General features: G+C 65.6%; 13 protein-coding genes and 2 pseudogenes. 5 read left to right on the top strand and 10 right to left on the bottom strand.

Translation table 11 applies throughout. The features are described 5' to 3' along the window. Positions 1-2 precede the first annotated feature (2 nt). Positions 3-1,160: a mandelate racemase/muconate lactonizing enzyme family protein gene (locus MKL01_RS09775; protein WP_243905021.1), complete on the top strand. Its 1,158-nt coding sequence runs from the start codon at positions 3-5 to the stop codon at positions 1,158-1,160. A 324-nt stretch (positions 1,161-1,484) separates the two neighbouring features. Here the strand turns inward: MKL01_RS09775 and MKL01_RS09770 are convergent, their stop codons facing one another. From MKL01_RS09770 to MKL01_RS09735, 8 genes are all read right to left on the bottom strand, one after another. Further along, a complete protein-coding gene (locus MKL01_RS09770) occupies positions 1,485-1,715 on the bottom strand; it encodes a hypothetical protein (RefSeq protein WP_243905020.1) in 231 nt (76 codons plus the stop codon). 574 nt (positions 1,716-2,289) lie between these two features. Next, positions 2,290-3,885, bottom strand: a complete 1,596-nt coding sequence (locus MKL01_RS09765; protein ID WP_243905019.1) for a dipeptide ABC transporter ATP-binding protein — start codon at positions 3,883-3,885, stop codon at positions 2,290-2,292. Between the two features lie 72 nt (positions 3,886-3,957). After that, complete coding sequence (locus MKL01_RS09760; protein ID WP_243905018.1) at positions 3,958-5,643, bottom strand: rhodanese-like domain-containing protein; 1,686 nt, start codon at positions 5,641-5,643, stop codon at positions 3,958-3,960. A gap of 52 nt (positions 5,644-5,695) precedes the next feature. Next, a complete protein-coding gene (locus tag MKL01_RS09755) occupies positions 5,696-6,892 on the bottom strand; it encodes an LLM class flavin-dependent oxidoreductase (RefSeq protein WP_243905017.1) in 1,197 nt (398 codons plus the stop codon). A gap of 39 nt (positions 6,893-6,931) precedes the next feature. Beyond that, positions 6,932-7,840, bottom strand: a complete 909-nt coding sequence (locus tag MKL01_RS09750; RefSeq protein WP_243905016.1) for an ABC transporter permease — start codon at positions 7,838-7,840, stop codon at positions 6,932-6,934. Beyond that, complete coding sequence (locus tag MKL01_RS09745) at positions 7,837-8,841, bottom strand: ABC transporter permease (RefSeq protein WP_313901448.1); 1,005 nt, start codon at positions 8,839-8,841, stop codon at positions 7,837-7,839. The genes MKL01_RS09750 and MKL01_RS09745 overlap by 4 nt, the downstream gene beginning before the upstream one ends. A 2-nt stretch (positions 8,842-8,843) precedes the next feature. Further along, positions 8,844-10,418 carry an ABC transporter substrate-binding protein gene (locus MKL01_RS09740; protein WP_243905015.1) on the bottom strand — a complete coding sequence of 525 codons (1,575 nt, stop codon included), beginning with the start codon at positions 10,416-10,418 and terminating at the stop codon, positions 8,844-8,846. Between the two features lie 52 nt (positions 10,419-10,470). Further along, positions 10,471-11,706, bottom strand: a complete 1,236-nt coding sequence (locus tag MKL01_RS09735) for an acyl-CoA dehydrogenase (protein WP_243905014.1) — start codon at positions 11,704-11,706, stop codon at positions 10,471-10,473. A gap of 272 nt (positions 11,707-11,978) precedes the next feature. Here MKL01_RS09735 and MKL01_RS09730 point away from each other — a divergent pair. Continuing rightward, positions 11,979-12,212: pseudogene (locus MKL01_RS09730) on the top strand (ATP-binding cassette domain-containing protein); the annotation flags it as partial. Positions 12,213-12,323: 111 nt separating this feature from the next. Here MKL01_RS09730 and MKL01_RS09725 read toward each other — a convergent pair. Then, positions 12,324-12,659, bottom strand: a pseudogene (locus tag MKL01_RS09725) (ABC transporter permease); the annotation flags it as partial. Positions 12,660-12,662: 3 nt separating this feature from the next. Here MKL01_RS09725 and MKL01_RS09720 point away from each other — a divergent pair. Both MKL01_RS09720 and MKL01_RS09715 read left to right on the top strand, forming a co-directional pair. Continuing rightward, on the top strand, positions 12,663-12,968 hold the full coding sequence (locus MKL01_RS09720) for an ABC transporter substrate-binding protein (RefSeq protein ID WP_243905013.1): 306 nt from the start codon (positions 12,663-12,665) through the stop codon (positions 12,966-12,968). A gap of 51 nt (positions 12,969-13,019) precedes the next feature. Further along, a complete protein-coding gene (locus tag MKL01_RS09715; RefSeq protein ID WP_243905012.1) occupies positions 13,020-13,241 on the top strand; it encodes a hypothetical protein in 222 nt (73 codons plus the stop codon). A 479-nt stretch (positions 13,242-13,720) separates the two neighbouring features. On the opposite strand, the gene MKL01_RS09710 is transcribed toward MKL01_RS09715, so the two are convergent. Further along, on the bottom strand, positions 13,721-14,098 hold the full coding sequence (locus MKL01_RS09710) for a hypothetical protein (protein ID WP_243905011.1): 378 nt from the start codon (positions 14,096-14,098) through the stop codon (positions 13,721-13,723). Between the two features lie 710 nt (positions 14,099-14,808). Here MKL01_RS09710 and MKL01_RS09705 point away from each other — a divergent pair. Further along, complete coding sequence (locus MKL01_RS09705; protein ID WP_243905010.1) at positions 14,809-15,723, top strand: manganese catalase family protein; 915 nt, start codon at positions 14,809-14,811, stop codon at positions 15,721-15,723. Positions 15,724-16,047 lie beyond the last annotated feature (324 nt).

The raw sequence follows: 16,047 nt of genomic DNA, 5'->3' as shown, positions 1-16,047 counted from the left end.
AGATGAAGATTATCGGCGTCACGCCTCTTTTTGTAGATCGGTTTCTTTTTGTCCGTATCACGACCGACAAGGGTATCTCCGGGGTCGGAGAATCGGGCGCTTGGGGCCATCTGGAGGCAAGTGCAGCAGCCGTCCGCAAATTCGGTGAATACCTGATCGGTAAGGATCCCAGGCGCATCGAGCATCATTGGAATGTGATGCATCGCTTTCAGAACTTCACGGGGGCAGCGATCAGCGGCGCCATTTCCGCGATCGACGTCGCGCTCTGGGACATCAAGGGCAAGCAGCTCGGCGTCCCGATCTATGAGCTCCTTGGCGGCGCGATGCGCGATACGGTGAGACTGTACGGCCACTGCAAGGGGCGAACCGTCGACGGGCTCGTCGCGCGCGCGCGGGATTTGGTCGCCAAGGGCTTCTCGGCCGTGGGCTACATGAACCCGCTGCTGGAGGAGGGTGTGAAGGATCCCTGGTACAAGTCGTATGTCGCCAAGATCGACGACGCCGTCGAGGCCGTTCGTCTGGTGCGCGAGGCCGTGGGACCGAAGATCGATCTCTGCGTGGAGCTCCACACTCGCATGAAACCGGGTGAGGCGATCGCGTTCGGTCGGGCGATCGAGCACCTCAGGCCAATGTACATCGAGGACCCGATCCCGCCCTACAATCTCGACGCCATGGCCCACGTGGCTGCTCACCTCCCCGTCCCGATCGCCACCGGCGAGCGGTTCATCCACATCCACCAGTTTCAGATGCTGTTGGCCCGGCGCGGTGCCGAGTATCTCCGCCCATGCATCTCGGTCTGCGGGGGGATCACGGCCGGCCGGAAGATCGCGGCGCTGGCGGAAGCGCACAACGTCGACATCGTCTACCACAACCCGCTTTCGCCCATCAATTTGGCCGCGTGCCTCCACCTCGATGCCGCGATCCCGAACTTCGCGATCCAGGAATACCCGCTAGACACGATCGAATTCGATGGACTCGACGCGCTCCGCGGCAGTCAGATCGTGACGGGGCTCGCTGCACCGGAAGGCGGCTTCCTCTCCGTCCCGGACGGCGCCGGCCTCGGCCTGGACCTGCCCGAGGATGCCCCGGACCGTTTTCCCGCGCGGCAGAAGCCCGTCGCCATGCGTTCCCATCTCGACGGGTCGGTGGTCGAAGAGTGAAGCGTGGCAGCGAGCAAATCGAGCGATGGCGCGAGGTTTCCGACCATCGCTGCGGGATCGGTCGCACGGGGCCGATGCGCCGCTTGACGGACGGCGACATCGCGGACGCAACCTCTCCTCCTGATTGAGATCTAGGCCACGAACCAACTGTCCCCAGCCGCGAGGCAAGCGACGGGCTGTGTCCGCTTCGAGTAGGTCTTCCAGCCCTCGGGGACGACCGGAATGGGCGCCAAGCGGAATGTCGGCTTTCGGGCGGCAACCCAATGACGGCTCACCACCCCAAGCGGACCTCGCGCGTGGGTACCAAGCGTCAGATTTCGACCACTAGGCATCTTGTAGGGAAATACCCCGTGCTTTGATGTAGGCGAGCGCAGCCGCCTCGATCCCGGCATGGTCATCGTCGCGCCAGTCGCCATCCAGGGTGCCGATCAGTTCGCCATCGACGGAGACCCGCAGCCGGACAATGCGAGTTTCGTCGTCGTCATCCGCCCAAGCGCCCAAGCTGACCGAATGACGGCCCGCTAAGAACACGGAAACTCCCGCAAGTGTCGGCATGTCTGACTGGCTCCCGACTTCGGACACCGACCTATATCCGCACGGGACTCACCGGCGAAGCTATTAAGGGGTAGGGTTAGGGCTGGGCTTCGGGTCCGTCATCGAGAACACCAGACATTCCGGACGGTCGCCCCCTGCAGTGAAAAGCGTAGCTTCGGAGTCTGCTTTTCCATATTATCGCCTGGAAGCGGACCAGCGGAAAACCACCTATCCGAGACGTTCAGCCGAGCGATGTGTGGCGGCAGCGGATGGCCGAAAGCGGAACGTCCGCTTCGGAGCTTAGACTCTGAAAAAGCGGATGGGCTCATGCCGGCCCATGGAATCCGTAGTTACGGCAGTCAGCGCAATGCGGAAGGGCACAGCGTTGCCTTGGGTCGATGAGCTAGCCTTGAAAGTTCGGATGTAAGTATTCGTTCTATTAGACTGAATTTCCGACGCATCCATTGCATGCCGAGATGATAGCTCGGGCAGATCACACCGAACGTGATGCGGTTGGGCTGTTATGTCCGCACTCCCGCGCGCGTCAGGCTGCGTTACGCTTTCGCTGACGGTGACACCGGAGGCGGCACGACACCTATGCCCGCCCTCCAGGCACTGCCGAGAGAAGCGCCCGCGTGTAGGCATGCTCGGCCGAGCGGAAGAGATCGCCCGTCGCCTTCAGTTCGACGATCCGTCCTCGATGCATGACGGCGATGCGATCGCTGACCTGCGCCGCGACCCGAAGGTCGTGCGTGACGAACAGGATCGCGAGGCCGAGCTTCTCTTGGAGTTCCTGCAGGAGGCCTAAAATCGTCGCCTGGACCGAGACGTCGAGTGCGGAGACCGGTTCGTCCGCGACCAGGATCTCCGGCTTCGAGGCCAAAGCCCGCGCGATGCCGATCCGCTGACGTTGCCCTCCCGAGAATTCGTGGGGATACCGATCCGCGACTTCCCTCCTTAGGCCGACGAGCTCGAGCAGATCACCTGCGTTCGACAGAGCTTCGCGCTTCGGCGTACCTTGGGCGATGGGACCGTCCGCGATGGTCCGTCCGATCGTGCGCCGTGGATCGAGCGAGGCGAACGGATCTTGGAACACCATCTGGATGCGCCGCCGTATCGGTCGGAAGCGCGATTGCGACAGGCCGTCGACGGACGTCCCGCCGATCCGGATCGAGCCGCCGTCGGGTTCGGTCAGACGTACGAGACATCTGCCGACGGTGGACTTGCCTGAACCGGACTCCCCGACGAGGCCGAGGGTCTCGCCGCGTCGGATCTCGAAGGAGACCGCCTCCGCGGCCGCGACGGCCTCACCCGCGCTCAGCAGAGGCTGCGAGCGATAGGTCTTGCGGAGGCCTGCGACGGCGATGGCAGGGATTCCGGGCGCGATCTTCCGCGGAGCTGGCGGCTCGAGCGACGGGAGTGCCGCGAGCAGCTTCCGCGTGTAGTCGTGGGCGGGTGCGGAAAGTACGTCGATCGACCTACCCGCCTCCACGAGCCTGCCGTTCTGCAACACCGCGACCCGGTCAGCCACCTCCGCGACCACCCCGAAATCATGGGTGATGAAGAGAATCGCGGTACCGTGACGCCTCCTCAAGGCATCCAGCAACTTCAGGATCTGGGCCTGCGTGGTCACGTCCAACGCGGTCGTCGGCTCGTCGGCGACGATCAGCTTCGGCTCGAGCGCCAAGGCCATGGCGATCACCACACGCTGCCGCTGGCCGCCGGACAGCTGGTGCGGGTACCGCGCGGCCATGGCTTGCGGATCCGGCAGTCCGACCTCCCCGAGCAGTTCCAGCGTCCGCCGGCGGCGTCCCGGGGCATCGTGGACGTCGTGGGCCTCGAACACCTCAGCGATCTGGTCCCCGATTCTCAGGACGGGGTTCAGGGACGTCATGGGCTCCTGAAAAATCATGCCGATATTCCGCCCGCGCATTTCGCGCATGTCGCGGTCCGAAAGCCCGACGAGTTCCCGACCGTCCAGGCGTATCGATCCCGATACCGGGCGCACGTTGGACGGCAGCAGCCCGATCGCCGCCAGCGCGGTCATGGATTTGCCGGAGCCGGACTCGCCCACGACGCAGAGCGTCTCCCCCCGCTCTATCGACAGCGACACATTTTCGATCGCGAATGGGCGATCGGCACCCGGAGGCAGAGCGAGGCTGAGCTTATTGATCTCGAGTATCGGCGGCATCCGGGATCCAGTGGAAATACGCCCGTCGCGGGCGGTACGGTCGATGCCGGGACGATCGTCCGGCGCGGAGCGTCAGGCGGCTCGACCGACGTCGTCGTCCGGATGCACGATCCTGAACCGGGCATCCCCGTCGCGTTCGATCTGCCCGACGAGACCGACCTCCCAGGACAGGTACTCGCGCATGTGCGCCTCCTGGTCCGTCGTCCAATCGTAGGGCTTGTACCAGACGTCCTCGCCGATCCCGATCACGCGGTCCTCCGACCCTTCCTCCAGCGGCAGCTCCGCGGCTATCCAGGCCGCCGTACCGCCGAGCAGGACCCGAACCTGGCGACCTGAGTCGGCGAGGTCCTCCGCTGCCAAGGTCGCGAGCACACCGTCGCGCGACACGAGGACGATCGCGGCGTCGGCCGGCACCCTCCCGAGAAGTTCGGAGAACCGGCGGCGGGTCGCGAACCACGCGCCGGGGATGTGGCGCTTCCGAAATTGAAGACTGTTGTCGACGTCGATCACGACGGCGGCGTCCCGGCCCAGGAGATCGTGCAGCGTGTGCGGGTCCACCAAGGCCGGGTCCGTACCACGCCCGGGCTGCACGCGCAGGGGCTCCGGTCCGATTTCGAGTTCTCCGGTTCCCAGGCCGTCGAGAACGTGGACTTCCGGCCAGCCCAGCTGCACCAGCCAGGACGCCGTCATGGGAGCGCGGACGCCCTCCCGGTCGACAAGGACGATGCGGGCATTCAAGGTACCGACGTACAAATCGGTCGACTGGACGAGCTGCCCGCCAGGTGCCGAGCGCGAGCCGGGCAGATGGCCGGAGGCGTATTCCTCCGGGCTGCGGACGTCGAGCACGAACAGAGAGCGCCGATCGGCTTCGTCCCGGAACCGCGCGAGATCGGCATGAGTGATGGTCGTAACGCCGGCCCGCGTCGCAAAGGCCTGCGCTTGGGTCTGGGACCGGGCGAGCGCTCCGGCCGAGGGCGGAGGCGCGACGCGCGTTTCGCCATGGGCCAAGGGAAGGCCGGCGAGGTGCCAGCCCATGGTGCCGTCCTTGAGCGCCACCACGCGGTTGCGGACGCCCGCATTAATCAGCGACTGCGCGCCTATGATCGAACGGGTGCGGCCCGCGCAGTTGACGACGACCAGAGTGTCGGGGGAACGGACGACCTCGTTCACGCGGTGAACCAGCTCGGCACCCGGGCAGTCCAGGCCGCCCGGGATGGACATGACCCGGAACTCCTCGATCGGGCGGCTGTCCAGGACGACGAGCTCCATCCCCTGCTCGCGCAGCGCCTGGATGTCCTGGGCCTCCAGACGCGGCGTACCGAGCTCGTGCTCGACGATCTCACCGAAGGCCTTGCTGGGAACGTGGACGCCCGAGAACAGCTCGTAGCCCGCATCCCGCCATGCCGCGATGCCACCGCGCAGCACCGACACATCCCGATATCCCCAGCCTGCGAGCTTCCCGGCCGCCCGGTGGACGAGATCCTCGCCCTCGTCCGTCAGGATGATCCGGGCCGAGCGTCTCGGGACAAGCCGGTCGACGACCAGTTCAAGGCGGGAGAGCGGTGCTGGAGCGGCGAAGAGGAGGTGCGCACGCGCGAACACGCCTTCGTCGCGTACGTCGAGTAGCGCGAGTTCCCGCCCGTCGCGGATGGCCGCCTTGACCTCCTGCGGGCTGAGTCGGGGCACCGCGCCCGAAGGCGCGGCGCCGTCTCCTCTTGCGGACGGGCATGCATCGAAGGCGTCGATCCGTTCATCCATGCGAGGCTCCCACGCGTCGGAATGAGTCTGGTCGGTCGGCGGCGGACCGAAGTCAGAGGCGCAGCCCGGCCTGTTTCAAGAGTGGCAGCACGGCCTCGCCGAAGAATGCGAGGTCAGGGGCGAAGTCGAAGAAGGTGAGCTGCGCGCCGTCGATCCCGGTCGCCTTGAGGGCGACGAGCTTCTCGACGACCTGCTCGGGCGATCCGATGATCTGCACGTTGCCGCCGAGAACGCGGTGGTCGGCCCGATGATTGGTCCAGGCGCGGCTGTCGCCGGCCGCGTGATGGGCAACGAAGTTCCGCACGGCATCGGCGTCGGCGTGCGCGAGGATGGCGGCGTGATAGTCCCGCGCCTCTTTCTCGGTCGGACGGCAGACGATCATCGGGTTGATGATCGTCCGGATCTCGCGGCCGACCGCCCGCGCCTGGGCCTTGAGCGCACCAATATGATCGGGCAATGCTGGAATGGCGGCGTCGATGTCGGCGCCGGCCGGGCTCGTCACGAAGGCGAGGTCGGAATGGGCCGCCGCGTAGGCGAAGCCGGCCGGCGAGCCGGTGGCGTTGACCAGGATCGGTCGTCCGTAGGCCGGCTTCGGCGTCACGTAGGCCTCTTCCAGCCGCCAATAGCGACCGTCGACCGTCACGTTCTCGGACGCGCCCCAGAGCCGCTCCAGCATGCCGGCAAACTCGGCCGAACGCGTGTAGCGCTCGTCGTGCTCGATCTGCGTCATGCCGAACATCCTCGGTTCGCGCGGCGCGTACCCGGTGACGACGTTGAGGCCGAACCGACCCTTCGAGATGTGGTCGAGGCTGGCGGCGAACTTCGCCAGATGCAGCGGGTGCCAGGGACCGTACAGGATGTGGATCGTCGAGATCAGGAGGATCCTGGAGGTGACCGAACTGAGGGCGGCCACCGTGACGAATGGATCGAGCGTGGTCTCGCGATAGCGCAACTCCCCGCCGTACCCGCCCTTGCCGATCCATTGCGCGAGACCGAAGACGAGGTCGAAACCGAGTTCCTCGGCCTTGCGCGTCAGCGCGACGTTGTAGTCGAAGCTCCAATCGGTCGTGCGCGGCAGCGTCGAGGGCGACCATCCTCCGTTCTGGATGGGCAGGAAGAGACCCAGCAGGAACGGCTGCCTCAGGACCCGGGCAAGCGGGCTGTCGGGGAAATCCGCCGGCGACCGGGCACGGACGCCGACGTCTTCGAGCCCCGCGCTCGAAACAGAATGGAGGGTGACGGCGCTCATGGACACTCTCCTTCGAGTGGCGCGGACCGGGGTCCGCGTTCAGACGTTCCCGGCACGCGGATTGAGGACGTCGTTGAGACCGTCGGCGAGGAGGTTCAGCGAAAGCACGACGGCCGTGATGGCGAGGCCTGGAAGCGCGGTCATGTACCAGGCCGTCCGCATGGCCTCGCGCCCGGCGCCGATCATGCTCCCCCAGGAGATCTCGTTTGGATCCCCGAGCCCGAGAAAGGCCAGCGCCGCCTCGGTCAGGATGGCGGAGGCCACCAGGATGGAGCCGGTCACGACGATCTGGGGCAACGCGTTCGGCAGGATGTGGCCGGCCACGATGCGCAGATGCCCTTCACCGACCGACACCGCGGCCTGGACGAACTCGCTGTCCCGGAGGCGCAGCGTCTCGGCTCTGACGATCCGGGCGATCTGCGGCCAGGATGCGATGCCGATGCCGCAGGCGATCGAGCCGACGCTTGGCGACAGAACCGTCACGACGACCACCGCGAGGATCAGGGGCGGCATGGTCTGGAAGACTTCGGTGAGCCGGGAGATCAGGCCGTCAGTCCAGCCCCCGAAGTAGCCGGCCAGCACGCCCAGCGACACGCCGAGGATCGTGGACAATGCGGCAGCCGCGAACCCGATCGCGAGCGAGACGCGGGCGGCGTAGACCAGCCCGACGAGTATGTCCCGACCGAGCATGTCCGTGCCGAGCGGGTGGAGCCTGTCGGTGAACGGCCACGTGTACGGGCGCCCGACCATGTCGAGCGGGTCGGCGTCGAAGATCGCCCCCGCAAAGACCGCTGCCAGCGCCGCGGCGATCAGCACCGCGCCGCCGAACGTGGCCGACCGGTTGCGGAGGAGACGTCGGAGGAAACTGGACGATGGCCACTTGGCGCGTTTGCGACCGGACAGGAGGGTCGCGACCCGCGTGGCCTTGGTAAGCAGAACCACGGTCATCGGACCTCGATCCTCGGATCGAGCACCGAGTACAGCAGGTCGGTGCAGAGATTGGAGACGACGACGAGGCAGGACGAGAACAGCAGCACGCCCAGGAGCAGGTTGAGGTCCCTTTGAAATACGGCGTCGAAGGCGAGCCGCCCCATCCCGGGCCATGCGAACACGGTCTCGATCACCACCGATCCGGACAGGAGCGTGCCGAACTGGAGCCCGGTCATCGTCACGATCGGCAGGAGCGCGTTCCGCAGGACGTGACGCGCCATGACCTTGCGGGGAGCCAGCCCCTTCGCGCGTGCGGTCCGGACGAAGTCGAGATCGCGCACCTCCAGCACCGCCGAGCGGGTCATTCGCGCGTAGATCGCGACGTAGAAGACCGCGAGGCTGAAGACCGGCAGCACCAGATGCCGCGCGACGTCGAGCAGATACGGCAGCCCGGTCCGGCCCGCCTCGACGTCGGTCATGCCGCCGGCCGGAAGCCAGCGGAGATGGACCGAGAACAGGACGATCAGCATCAGGCCGATCCAGAACAGCGGCGTCGCGAAGCCGACCGTCGAGATCGCGGAGATCAGGGCGTCCGGCCAGCGGCCGCGCCACCGTGCGCCGATCGTGCCGAGCGCCACGCCCCCGACGAGGGCCACGGCGAGGCTCGAGAGCATCAGCAGCGCCGTGTTCGGTAGGCGCGAGAGGATGAGGTCTAGAACGGTCGTCGAGTTCCGGAAGGAGTAGCCCAGATCCAGATGTGCGAGCCGCGACAGGTAGTGGAGGAACTGCGTCCAGACCGGCTGATCGAGGCCGTAGAGCTGGCGCAGCATCGCCATGTATTCCGGCGTCGCGGCACCGGCCTCGCCCGCCATCGTGTCCACGAGATCGCCCGGGGCCAAGCGGAGGAAGAAGAAGTTGAGGACGGCGATCGCGATCACCGTCGGTACTGCCTGCAGGCACCGCAGGCCAAGGTAGCGGAGGGCGCGGCTCGTGCCGGCGACGGGAGGCGGCTTCGACACGGTCAGACGCTCGTCGAGACGGTCTTGAACGACTGGTAGCCGCCGAACGGCGCGAAGCTGATGCCGTCGAGGTTCTTCGCGTACACGCGGAAGAACTTGAGTTCGAGCAGGTTGATGGACGGCAGCTTCTCCTGCGCGACGGACTGGAAGCGGCGGATGAGCGCGTGCCGCTCCGCCGGGTCGCCCGCGACCTGGATCGCCTCGATCACCTGGTCGAGATCGGGATCGGCGACCTGGGAGGCGTTGGACGAGGGCGTGCCCTTCTTGATCGCTTGGCTCCAGTACCGCCGCTGCACGCCGATCTGCGGATCCGGGTAGGCTGAGTACCAGGCGGAGTGCGTGTCGAAGTCGTAGTCGGTGAAGATCACGCGAAGGTAGGTGGGCAGGTCGAAGGTCCTGACCCGCAACTCGACGCCGATCCGTTTGAGCGCCTGCCGGTAGAATTCCGCGGCCCGTATGTAGTCGTCGCCGTAGGCGCACGGCACATGATCGATGCGCAGACGCACGCCGCCCGGTCCACGTTTGAGGCCGGCCTCGTCGAGAAGAGCCTCGGCCTTCTTCGGGTCGAACGCGTACTGTGGCGTATCGGGGTTGTAGAAGGCCTTCTGGTAACTCGGGATCGGGCCGGTCGCCGGCTCGGCCAGCCCGTACCAGATCGTCCGGGCGAGCGCCGTGCGGTCGAGGGCGTGCGCGAACGCCTGCCGTACCCGGATGTCGTCGAACGGCTTCCGGCGCATGTTGAAGTCGAAGAAGTACATCGGGGCGGAGCCCTCGAAGCCGCGCGTCTCGACGGTCAGGTCGGCCGATCCGCGCAGCCGCTCGGTGTCGGCGAGGGACACCGGGTTCATGGCCCCGTACTGCGCCTCGCCGGCCTCCAGGGTCGCGGTGCGGGAGCCGGCGTCCCGGATGGTGCGGAAGACGATCCGGTCCAGGAGCGGGCACCCCTTGTCCCAGTAGTTCGGGTTGCGCTCGAGCACGATCCTGTCGCCGCGGATCCATTCCTTGAAGACGAACGCGCCCGTCCCGACCGGCTTCGCTGTCCAGGGATTGGCGATCGGATTCGTGCCTTCGTAGAGGTGGCGCGGCAGGATCTGGGTCTCGGTTCCCTCAAGCGCCGCCCAGACCACCGGCGACGGGCGCGAGAAGCGGAAGACAGCCGTGTGCGGATCTGGCGTCTCGACCGCCGTGAGGTTCGCGAACACGGCGTTGCCGCGCGGGTGCGTCTTCTTGGTGACCTCGATCAGCGAGTACTGGACGTCGGCCGACGTGAACGGCTTCCCGTCGTGCCACGAAACGTCCTTCCGCAGGCGAAAGGTGATCGACAGGCCGTCCTGCGATGTCTCCCAGCTCTCGGCGAGTTGCGGACGAGGGGTGAAGGTTTCGTCGAGAACGACAAGCCCGTCGAAGATGTTGGAGGACACAGCCACTGCCGGTGCCGAGATCGATATGCCGGCGACCAGACCCGCCGGCTCCGGATCGAGCACGACGACAAGCGTGCCGCCGGGCTTCGCGACGTCGCCTGCGTGCGCGCCTCGGGACAGACCGGCCGCGGCCAATCCCGCGGTTCCGGCGGCCAAGAGCGAGCGCCTGGTCGGAAGCCATACGAAAGGACGATGCATCGCGTGCCTCTTAGAAGAAGCCGGAGCGCGGCAATGCGATGCCATTGACCAGATGGTCTCCGATCACGCGGGCCTTGAGCGCCTTCGGGTTGTGGGATGCGAGCGTGCGGACGTTGCGCCAGTGCCGGTCGAGGTTCTTCGTTCTCTGGGTCGCAGAGGCGCCCCCGACGTCGAAGAGCCGCGAACCGGCGCGCAGCGCGAGGTCGTCGATCACGACCTTGGCCTGGGCGGCCGCAAGAGAAGCGCGCTCGGCCAGATCGCCTTCGTCGTCACCGACAGCTCTGACGGCATCGACGCGGTCCAGGACATCCGCGGCGGCGAGGACGATCGCCTCCGCGGCGAACGCCGAGCTGGCCAGCTCCCCTATCGCGTTCTGCAGAAGCGCGTCGTCCGGCGGCTTGTCCGGGGAATAGTAGAACGGGCGGGTACGGCCGGAGACCAGCGCAATAGCGTCCCGCAGGATGCTGCGCAAGATGCCGGCTTCGATGGCGGTCAGGTACAGTTGCGGAAGTGTGGCGGAATAGGCGACGCCGAACCCGGAACCGGCACCATCGATGACGACCTCGTCGGCTTCCACCCGCACGTCGGTCAGGATCGTGGTGCCGCTACCTGTTAGGCGCTGCCCGGTGCCGTCCCAATCGTCGAGCCGTTCGACGCCGGTTCGGTCGGTTGGGATGATGGCGGAGGCGAGGCTGCCGTCGGGCGTCGACGCTCTCACCTGGACAAGATCTGCGTAGAGCGTACCCGTGCTATAGTACTTGCGCCCATTCAACCGGTAGGCAATGCCGTCACGGGTCAATTTCGTGGACATCGGAGCACCGCCGATGGTGGCACTGTCGAGTTCTGTGTTGGCCAGTCCGACCACCGCGCCGTCGACGACTAAGCGCTGCCATTGGCGTTCCTGATCAGTGCATGGCCGGCGTGCGAAACGCTCGACAAAAGTGAAGTGGTTCCGGAATATGTGAGCCACGTTCGGGTCGGCGTCGCCCAAAGCGATGACCGATCCCAGCAGGTCACGGAAAGTCGCGCTTTGCCCTCCGTCTTCGCGTCCTATTCGTAGTGCTCCGAAGCGCACCGTCCGCAGCAGATCGAGCTGCTCAAGTGGATGAGTGCGCTCCAGCTCCCTCAGGGATGCATGTTGTCCGACCTCGAGGAATACCTGCTTCAGGACAGAAAGCCGATCATTTTCTGCATCTGGGGAGAGCGGTCGCTCGGACTGTGATTGCAATGTGGTCATCTGCTGCATGAATCGCGGCGCAGCAAATCATGCAGCGAAAACTCATCGCTACCTTCAGAGCTGTCGATCGTTTTATTCTGTAGAAGAATGTTGGTCTTCGATCGTTGGATTGTCGAGGGAAAATTATTCTTAAAATATGACTCGCGAGGGGTTCGCTAACTATAGATCGGCGAATTTGGCGTTGATCATTTCTTTCCATTTGCCGATGTTAAGAACGCGAGGCGAGACCTCACCGGCGGGCTGAAGTGCGCGCTCCTCAATCAAGTCGGCCTCGGGGGTGGCATCCCAGCACCCTGTCCGGGGGTTAGCGCCAGCACGTGGCCATCGCCCGGGCTCTGGCCGCCGAGCCCGCTCTGATCGTCTGCGACGAGCCAGTGTCGGCCCTGGACATCGGCATCCAGGCACAGATCCTGGATCTGCTGGCCGACCTCCAGGGCCTGCTCGGCACCACCCTGCTGTCCATCTCTTGCGACTGGGGCGTGGTTCAGCACATCGCCGATCGAGTGCTCGAGTTCTAGGATGGCCGGATCGTCGAGCAGGGCAGCATCGTCGATGTCTTTGGAAGCGGGGGCCTGAGGGCTAGCCTGCCACATCTGGGTGCGGCTTGACTGGCCGCGGAAGTACCTTCAGCGGACGACGCCCCAGCGACGCACCGTCACCCGCTCCAGGGTGGCAAAAACGATGTTTTCGACGAAGAGACCGATCAAGATGATGACGAGCAGGCCGGCGAAGACCCGGTCCGTGTAGAGCTCATTGCGGTTCTGGTAGATGTACCACCCGAGGCCGCCCTTGCCGGAGGCCGCGCCGAACACGAGCTCGGCGGCGATCAGGGTGCGGCACGCGAAGGCCCAGCCGATCTTGAGGCCCGACAGGATCGCCGGCAGCGCCGCCGGGATCAGGATCTGCCAGACGTAGGCCAGCCCAGTCAGTCCGTAGTTCCGGCCCACCATGCGCAGGGTCTCGACGTGTCAGCCGACGTCGCCGATACGGTGCCGGTCTTCGCGCAGACGGCAGGGGCGCGGGTCAGCTACCTGGCGCAGGAGGCACCCTCGCCGACGGCGAAGGCGATCCTCGTGCCGAAAGACTCTGCCGTAAGGACTGTGGCCGACCTGAAGGGCCGCCGGGTTGCGGTCACGAAGGGAGCTGGCAGCCATTTCCTGCTCTTGGCAGCGCTCAAGGAGGTCAACCTCGCCTTTCGCGACATCCAACCCGCCTATCTGACTCCTGCCGATGGGCGCGCGGCCCTGGTGAGCGGCGGCGTGGAGGCTTGAGTCGCCTGGGACCCGTTCCTCAGCGCGGCACAACGTCAGTCGCAGTCCCGCGTGGTGCGGGACGGCCAAGGCCTGTCGCTCCACAAGCGCTACTACCTCGCTTCCGACAGCTACGTGGCCGACAACGGGTCGGTGCTAGGCGTACTGTTCGACAAGCTCTCCGAAGCGGACACCTGGGTGAAGGCTAACCCGGCCGAGGCGGCAAGGCGGCTTGCGCCGCTTTGGAAGATTGAAACCGACATCATAGAACAGGCAAACGCGCGTCGCAGCTAAAAGGTCGAGTCGATCACGCGCGACGCGCTCTCCGAGCAACAGTCGATCGAAGACACCTTTCGCACCGAGAGTTTGAAGCCACGCGCCATCGACACGTCGGAACTCGGCATCTGGACCGCACCGACGCGCTGAGTCGGAATCCATGTGTGCAATGTCTTCGGGCAAACTGCCAGACGAGGTCGGGCGCGGGTCTGGTAATTTCGCGGCGCCCAGCGCGTTCGACCCGCCGCAGAGTGCGAAGTGTCATTCGCAAGTCGTTGATATCCGGCTGGTTGTTGCGGAAGGCGAGCGATGCCCGCACCTACTGGTCCTCCCGGGACCAACGGAGCGTCGGCAGAGCTTGACGTCTTCCGGGATCTCTCGGAGCGACGTTGACCGGCGACAATGGGCGCATTTCGGACATGGCGTTTCGTGCCCCAGTAGGTCGTCGGCCGGCAACACAAATCGAGCCGCCGTCCGACTGTATCTCTTGCCCGCGGTCAGGCTTCAGCCGCTGCGGCAGCGTTCGGGTGTAGCAGCGCCATTTCATCGCGCCGGCGCAACAGCATCGGCAGGTCCGGCCAGTCGCGCCACTGCAGTGTAAACTCGCCGCCGGGCTTAGAGGCGACGACGACGGCCTCGTACCAGCCGTCCTCCTCGCCCTCGGTGATCAGCACCAAGCTGCCGATCGCGATGCCGGCCCAGCTACGCGGGTAGCGGGGATCGGCCGGGCCTGATCCGCCGAAGCAGCGGTCGTTGCCGTCAGCGGGCTTCCCAGGGCTTTGAGCGGCCAATCTGATGGTGGTCGCGTTAGCATCCATAGGTCCGCCAGCGAGGGCTTGTAAGCGCTCGTAGACCTCCTTGGCGACGAACGGCACGTAGGCTCGCCCCGAGCTGAACACCCGGCCCTGCGGCAGTTCAGCGGCGGCCGAGCATTGAGCGTCATCACAGTCCAAGCGGGCGCGGATGGTTCAGTCCCGCTTGCGGACCGCCGCCAGCCCCTGCGGATCGTCGGCCTGGCCGTGCTGCCCGGGCATGGGCTCCAGAGGGAGATCGGTAGGGCGGGTGTCGAGGCACATCACCTCTGACAGAAAGAGGGCTGCCCCCGAAGGAGCGGCCCGAAGTCCTGGGAGGAAACGCCCTGGAGGGCTACGAGACCGCGGCGTCATCGCTGCCCCGGCGTACAATTCTAACGTGATAAAACTTAACAAACAATCTCGTATAAGTTGCATTCGCGCTCGAGACCACGCAGGTGGCGTCGGAGCAGTCACTCCGTCCGAAGGCTGCGTCCAGAAAGTTCCTGAGCTTCCTTCCGCCAAGCATCGCGCTTGGCTTGAACCGACTCTATCCGGGTATGCAGGTAGCCGGCTTCGTTCGCAGTCTTTATCAGCAGCTCCTGGCTGGCGGCGGATATCGAGACGAGCTGTCTACTAGTCAGCTACCGGCTCAGCCACGTTCCCGTGTAGGTCAGGGCCGCCAGGTAGACGGCTTGACCATCCCCACCAGGCGGCTCCGCAAAGTGCGGAGGAACGATCCCATCCGCGGAGGGTAGCCCTACGGCGCACCTCGCGCGGACGGAGCTACCCGCATGTTCATGAAGATCGACCGCCTCCTCACGGAACTGCCGGAGCCGAAGAAGCCCGAGCCCAACGCGGCAGCCGCCCTGCAGGAACTGCTCGGTGGTAAGTACGGCGAGATGTCGACCCTCGGGAACTACATGTTCCAGAGTTTCAACTTCCGCAACAAGGAGAAGCTCCGGCCGTTCTACAGCCTGGTGTCGAGCATCTTCGCCGAGGAGATCGGACACGTCGAGCTGGTTTCGACCGGGATCGCCCTGCTCAACAACGGCCCGGGCAACCCGAAGACGGACGTCGACATCTCCAAGGCGCCGTTTGCCGAGATGCAGGATATCCGGCTCGCCGGCAGCTTCCTGGCCAACGGCGGCGGCGCGACGCCGGTGAACTCGAACGCCCAGTCGTGGAACGTCGACATGGTCACCACGACTGGCAACCTGATCATCGACCTGCTGCACAACTTCCACCTGGAGTGCGGCGCACGCATTCACAAGCTGCGGGTCTACGAGACCATGATCGAGCCGACGGGGCGCGAGGTCTGCGGCTACCTGCTGGTGCGCGGCTCGCTGCACGCACACGCCTATGCCCTGGCGCTGAAGAAGCTTACCGGCGTGGCCATCGAACAGATGCTACCGACGCCCAACATCGACCTGTCGCGTATCCCGGAGTGTCAGAAATACCTCGACGAGGGCAAGCACCGGCGACTCTACACGTTCAGCGAGGCGGACTACCAAGAGGCGGCTGGCGTCTGGTCGAACGATGAGGTCGCCTTGCCAGGTGATCCGCCGGGCAACCTGGAAGTCGTGGACGGGGCACCTGAAGGTGGCAAGATCCCGGAACTCGACGGTAACTACGGCGCCTTCGCTCCCGACTATGCGCCGGAAGAAATCTTCGAGATCGCCAGCAAGCTCTACAAGAAGAGCCGCTAAACCATTTAAGGGCCAGCGGTATCAGCTGACCCGATAGAAGGCTGGCCGTAGAGGAGCCCCGCGGTATCAAACCCGCGGGGCAGGTCTCGGTCACATGCGCGAACGACGCATATGGTGGCGGCGGTGATGCTTCATGCGCATCATGCCTCGCTGGCCGCCCATACGCTTCTGCGACGGGCTCTACACGCTGCCCGGGTTGTTCATGTTGCTCTGTGCGCTGCCTCCGCCAGCGGGCATCTGCGCGAGAGCCACTCCCGTGACTGCGAGCGTGAACGCAGCAGCGAGGGCAAGTGTCTTCAACGACATGGCGTTTTCCTCCAGACG

It is taken from the genome of Methylobacterium sp. J-070, from assembly GCF_022829385.1.
Taxonomy (GTDB): domain Bacteria; phylum Pseudomonadota; class Alphaproteobacteria; order Rhizobiales; family Beijerinckiaceae; genus Methylobacterium.
Note: the sequence above shows the minus strand (reverse complement) of the source record. Positions and strands in the feature narration are given on the sequence as shown.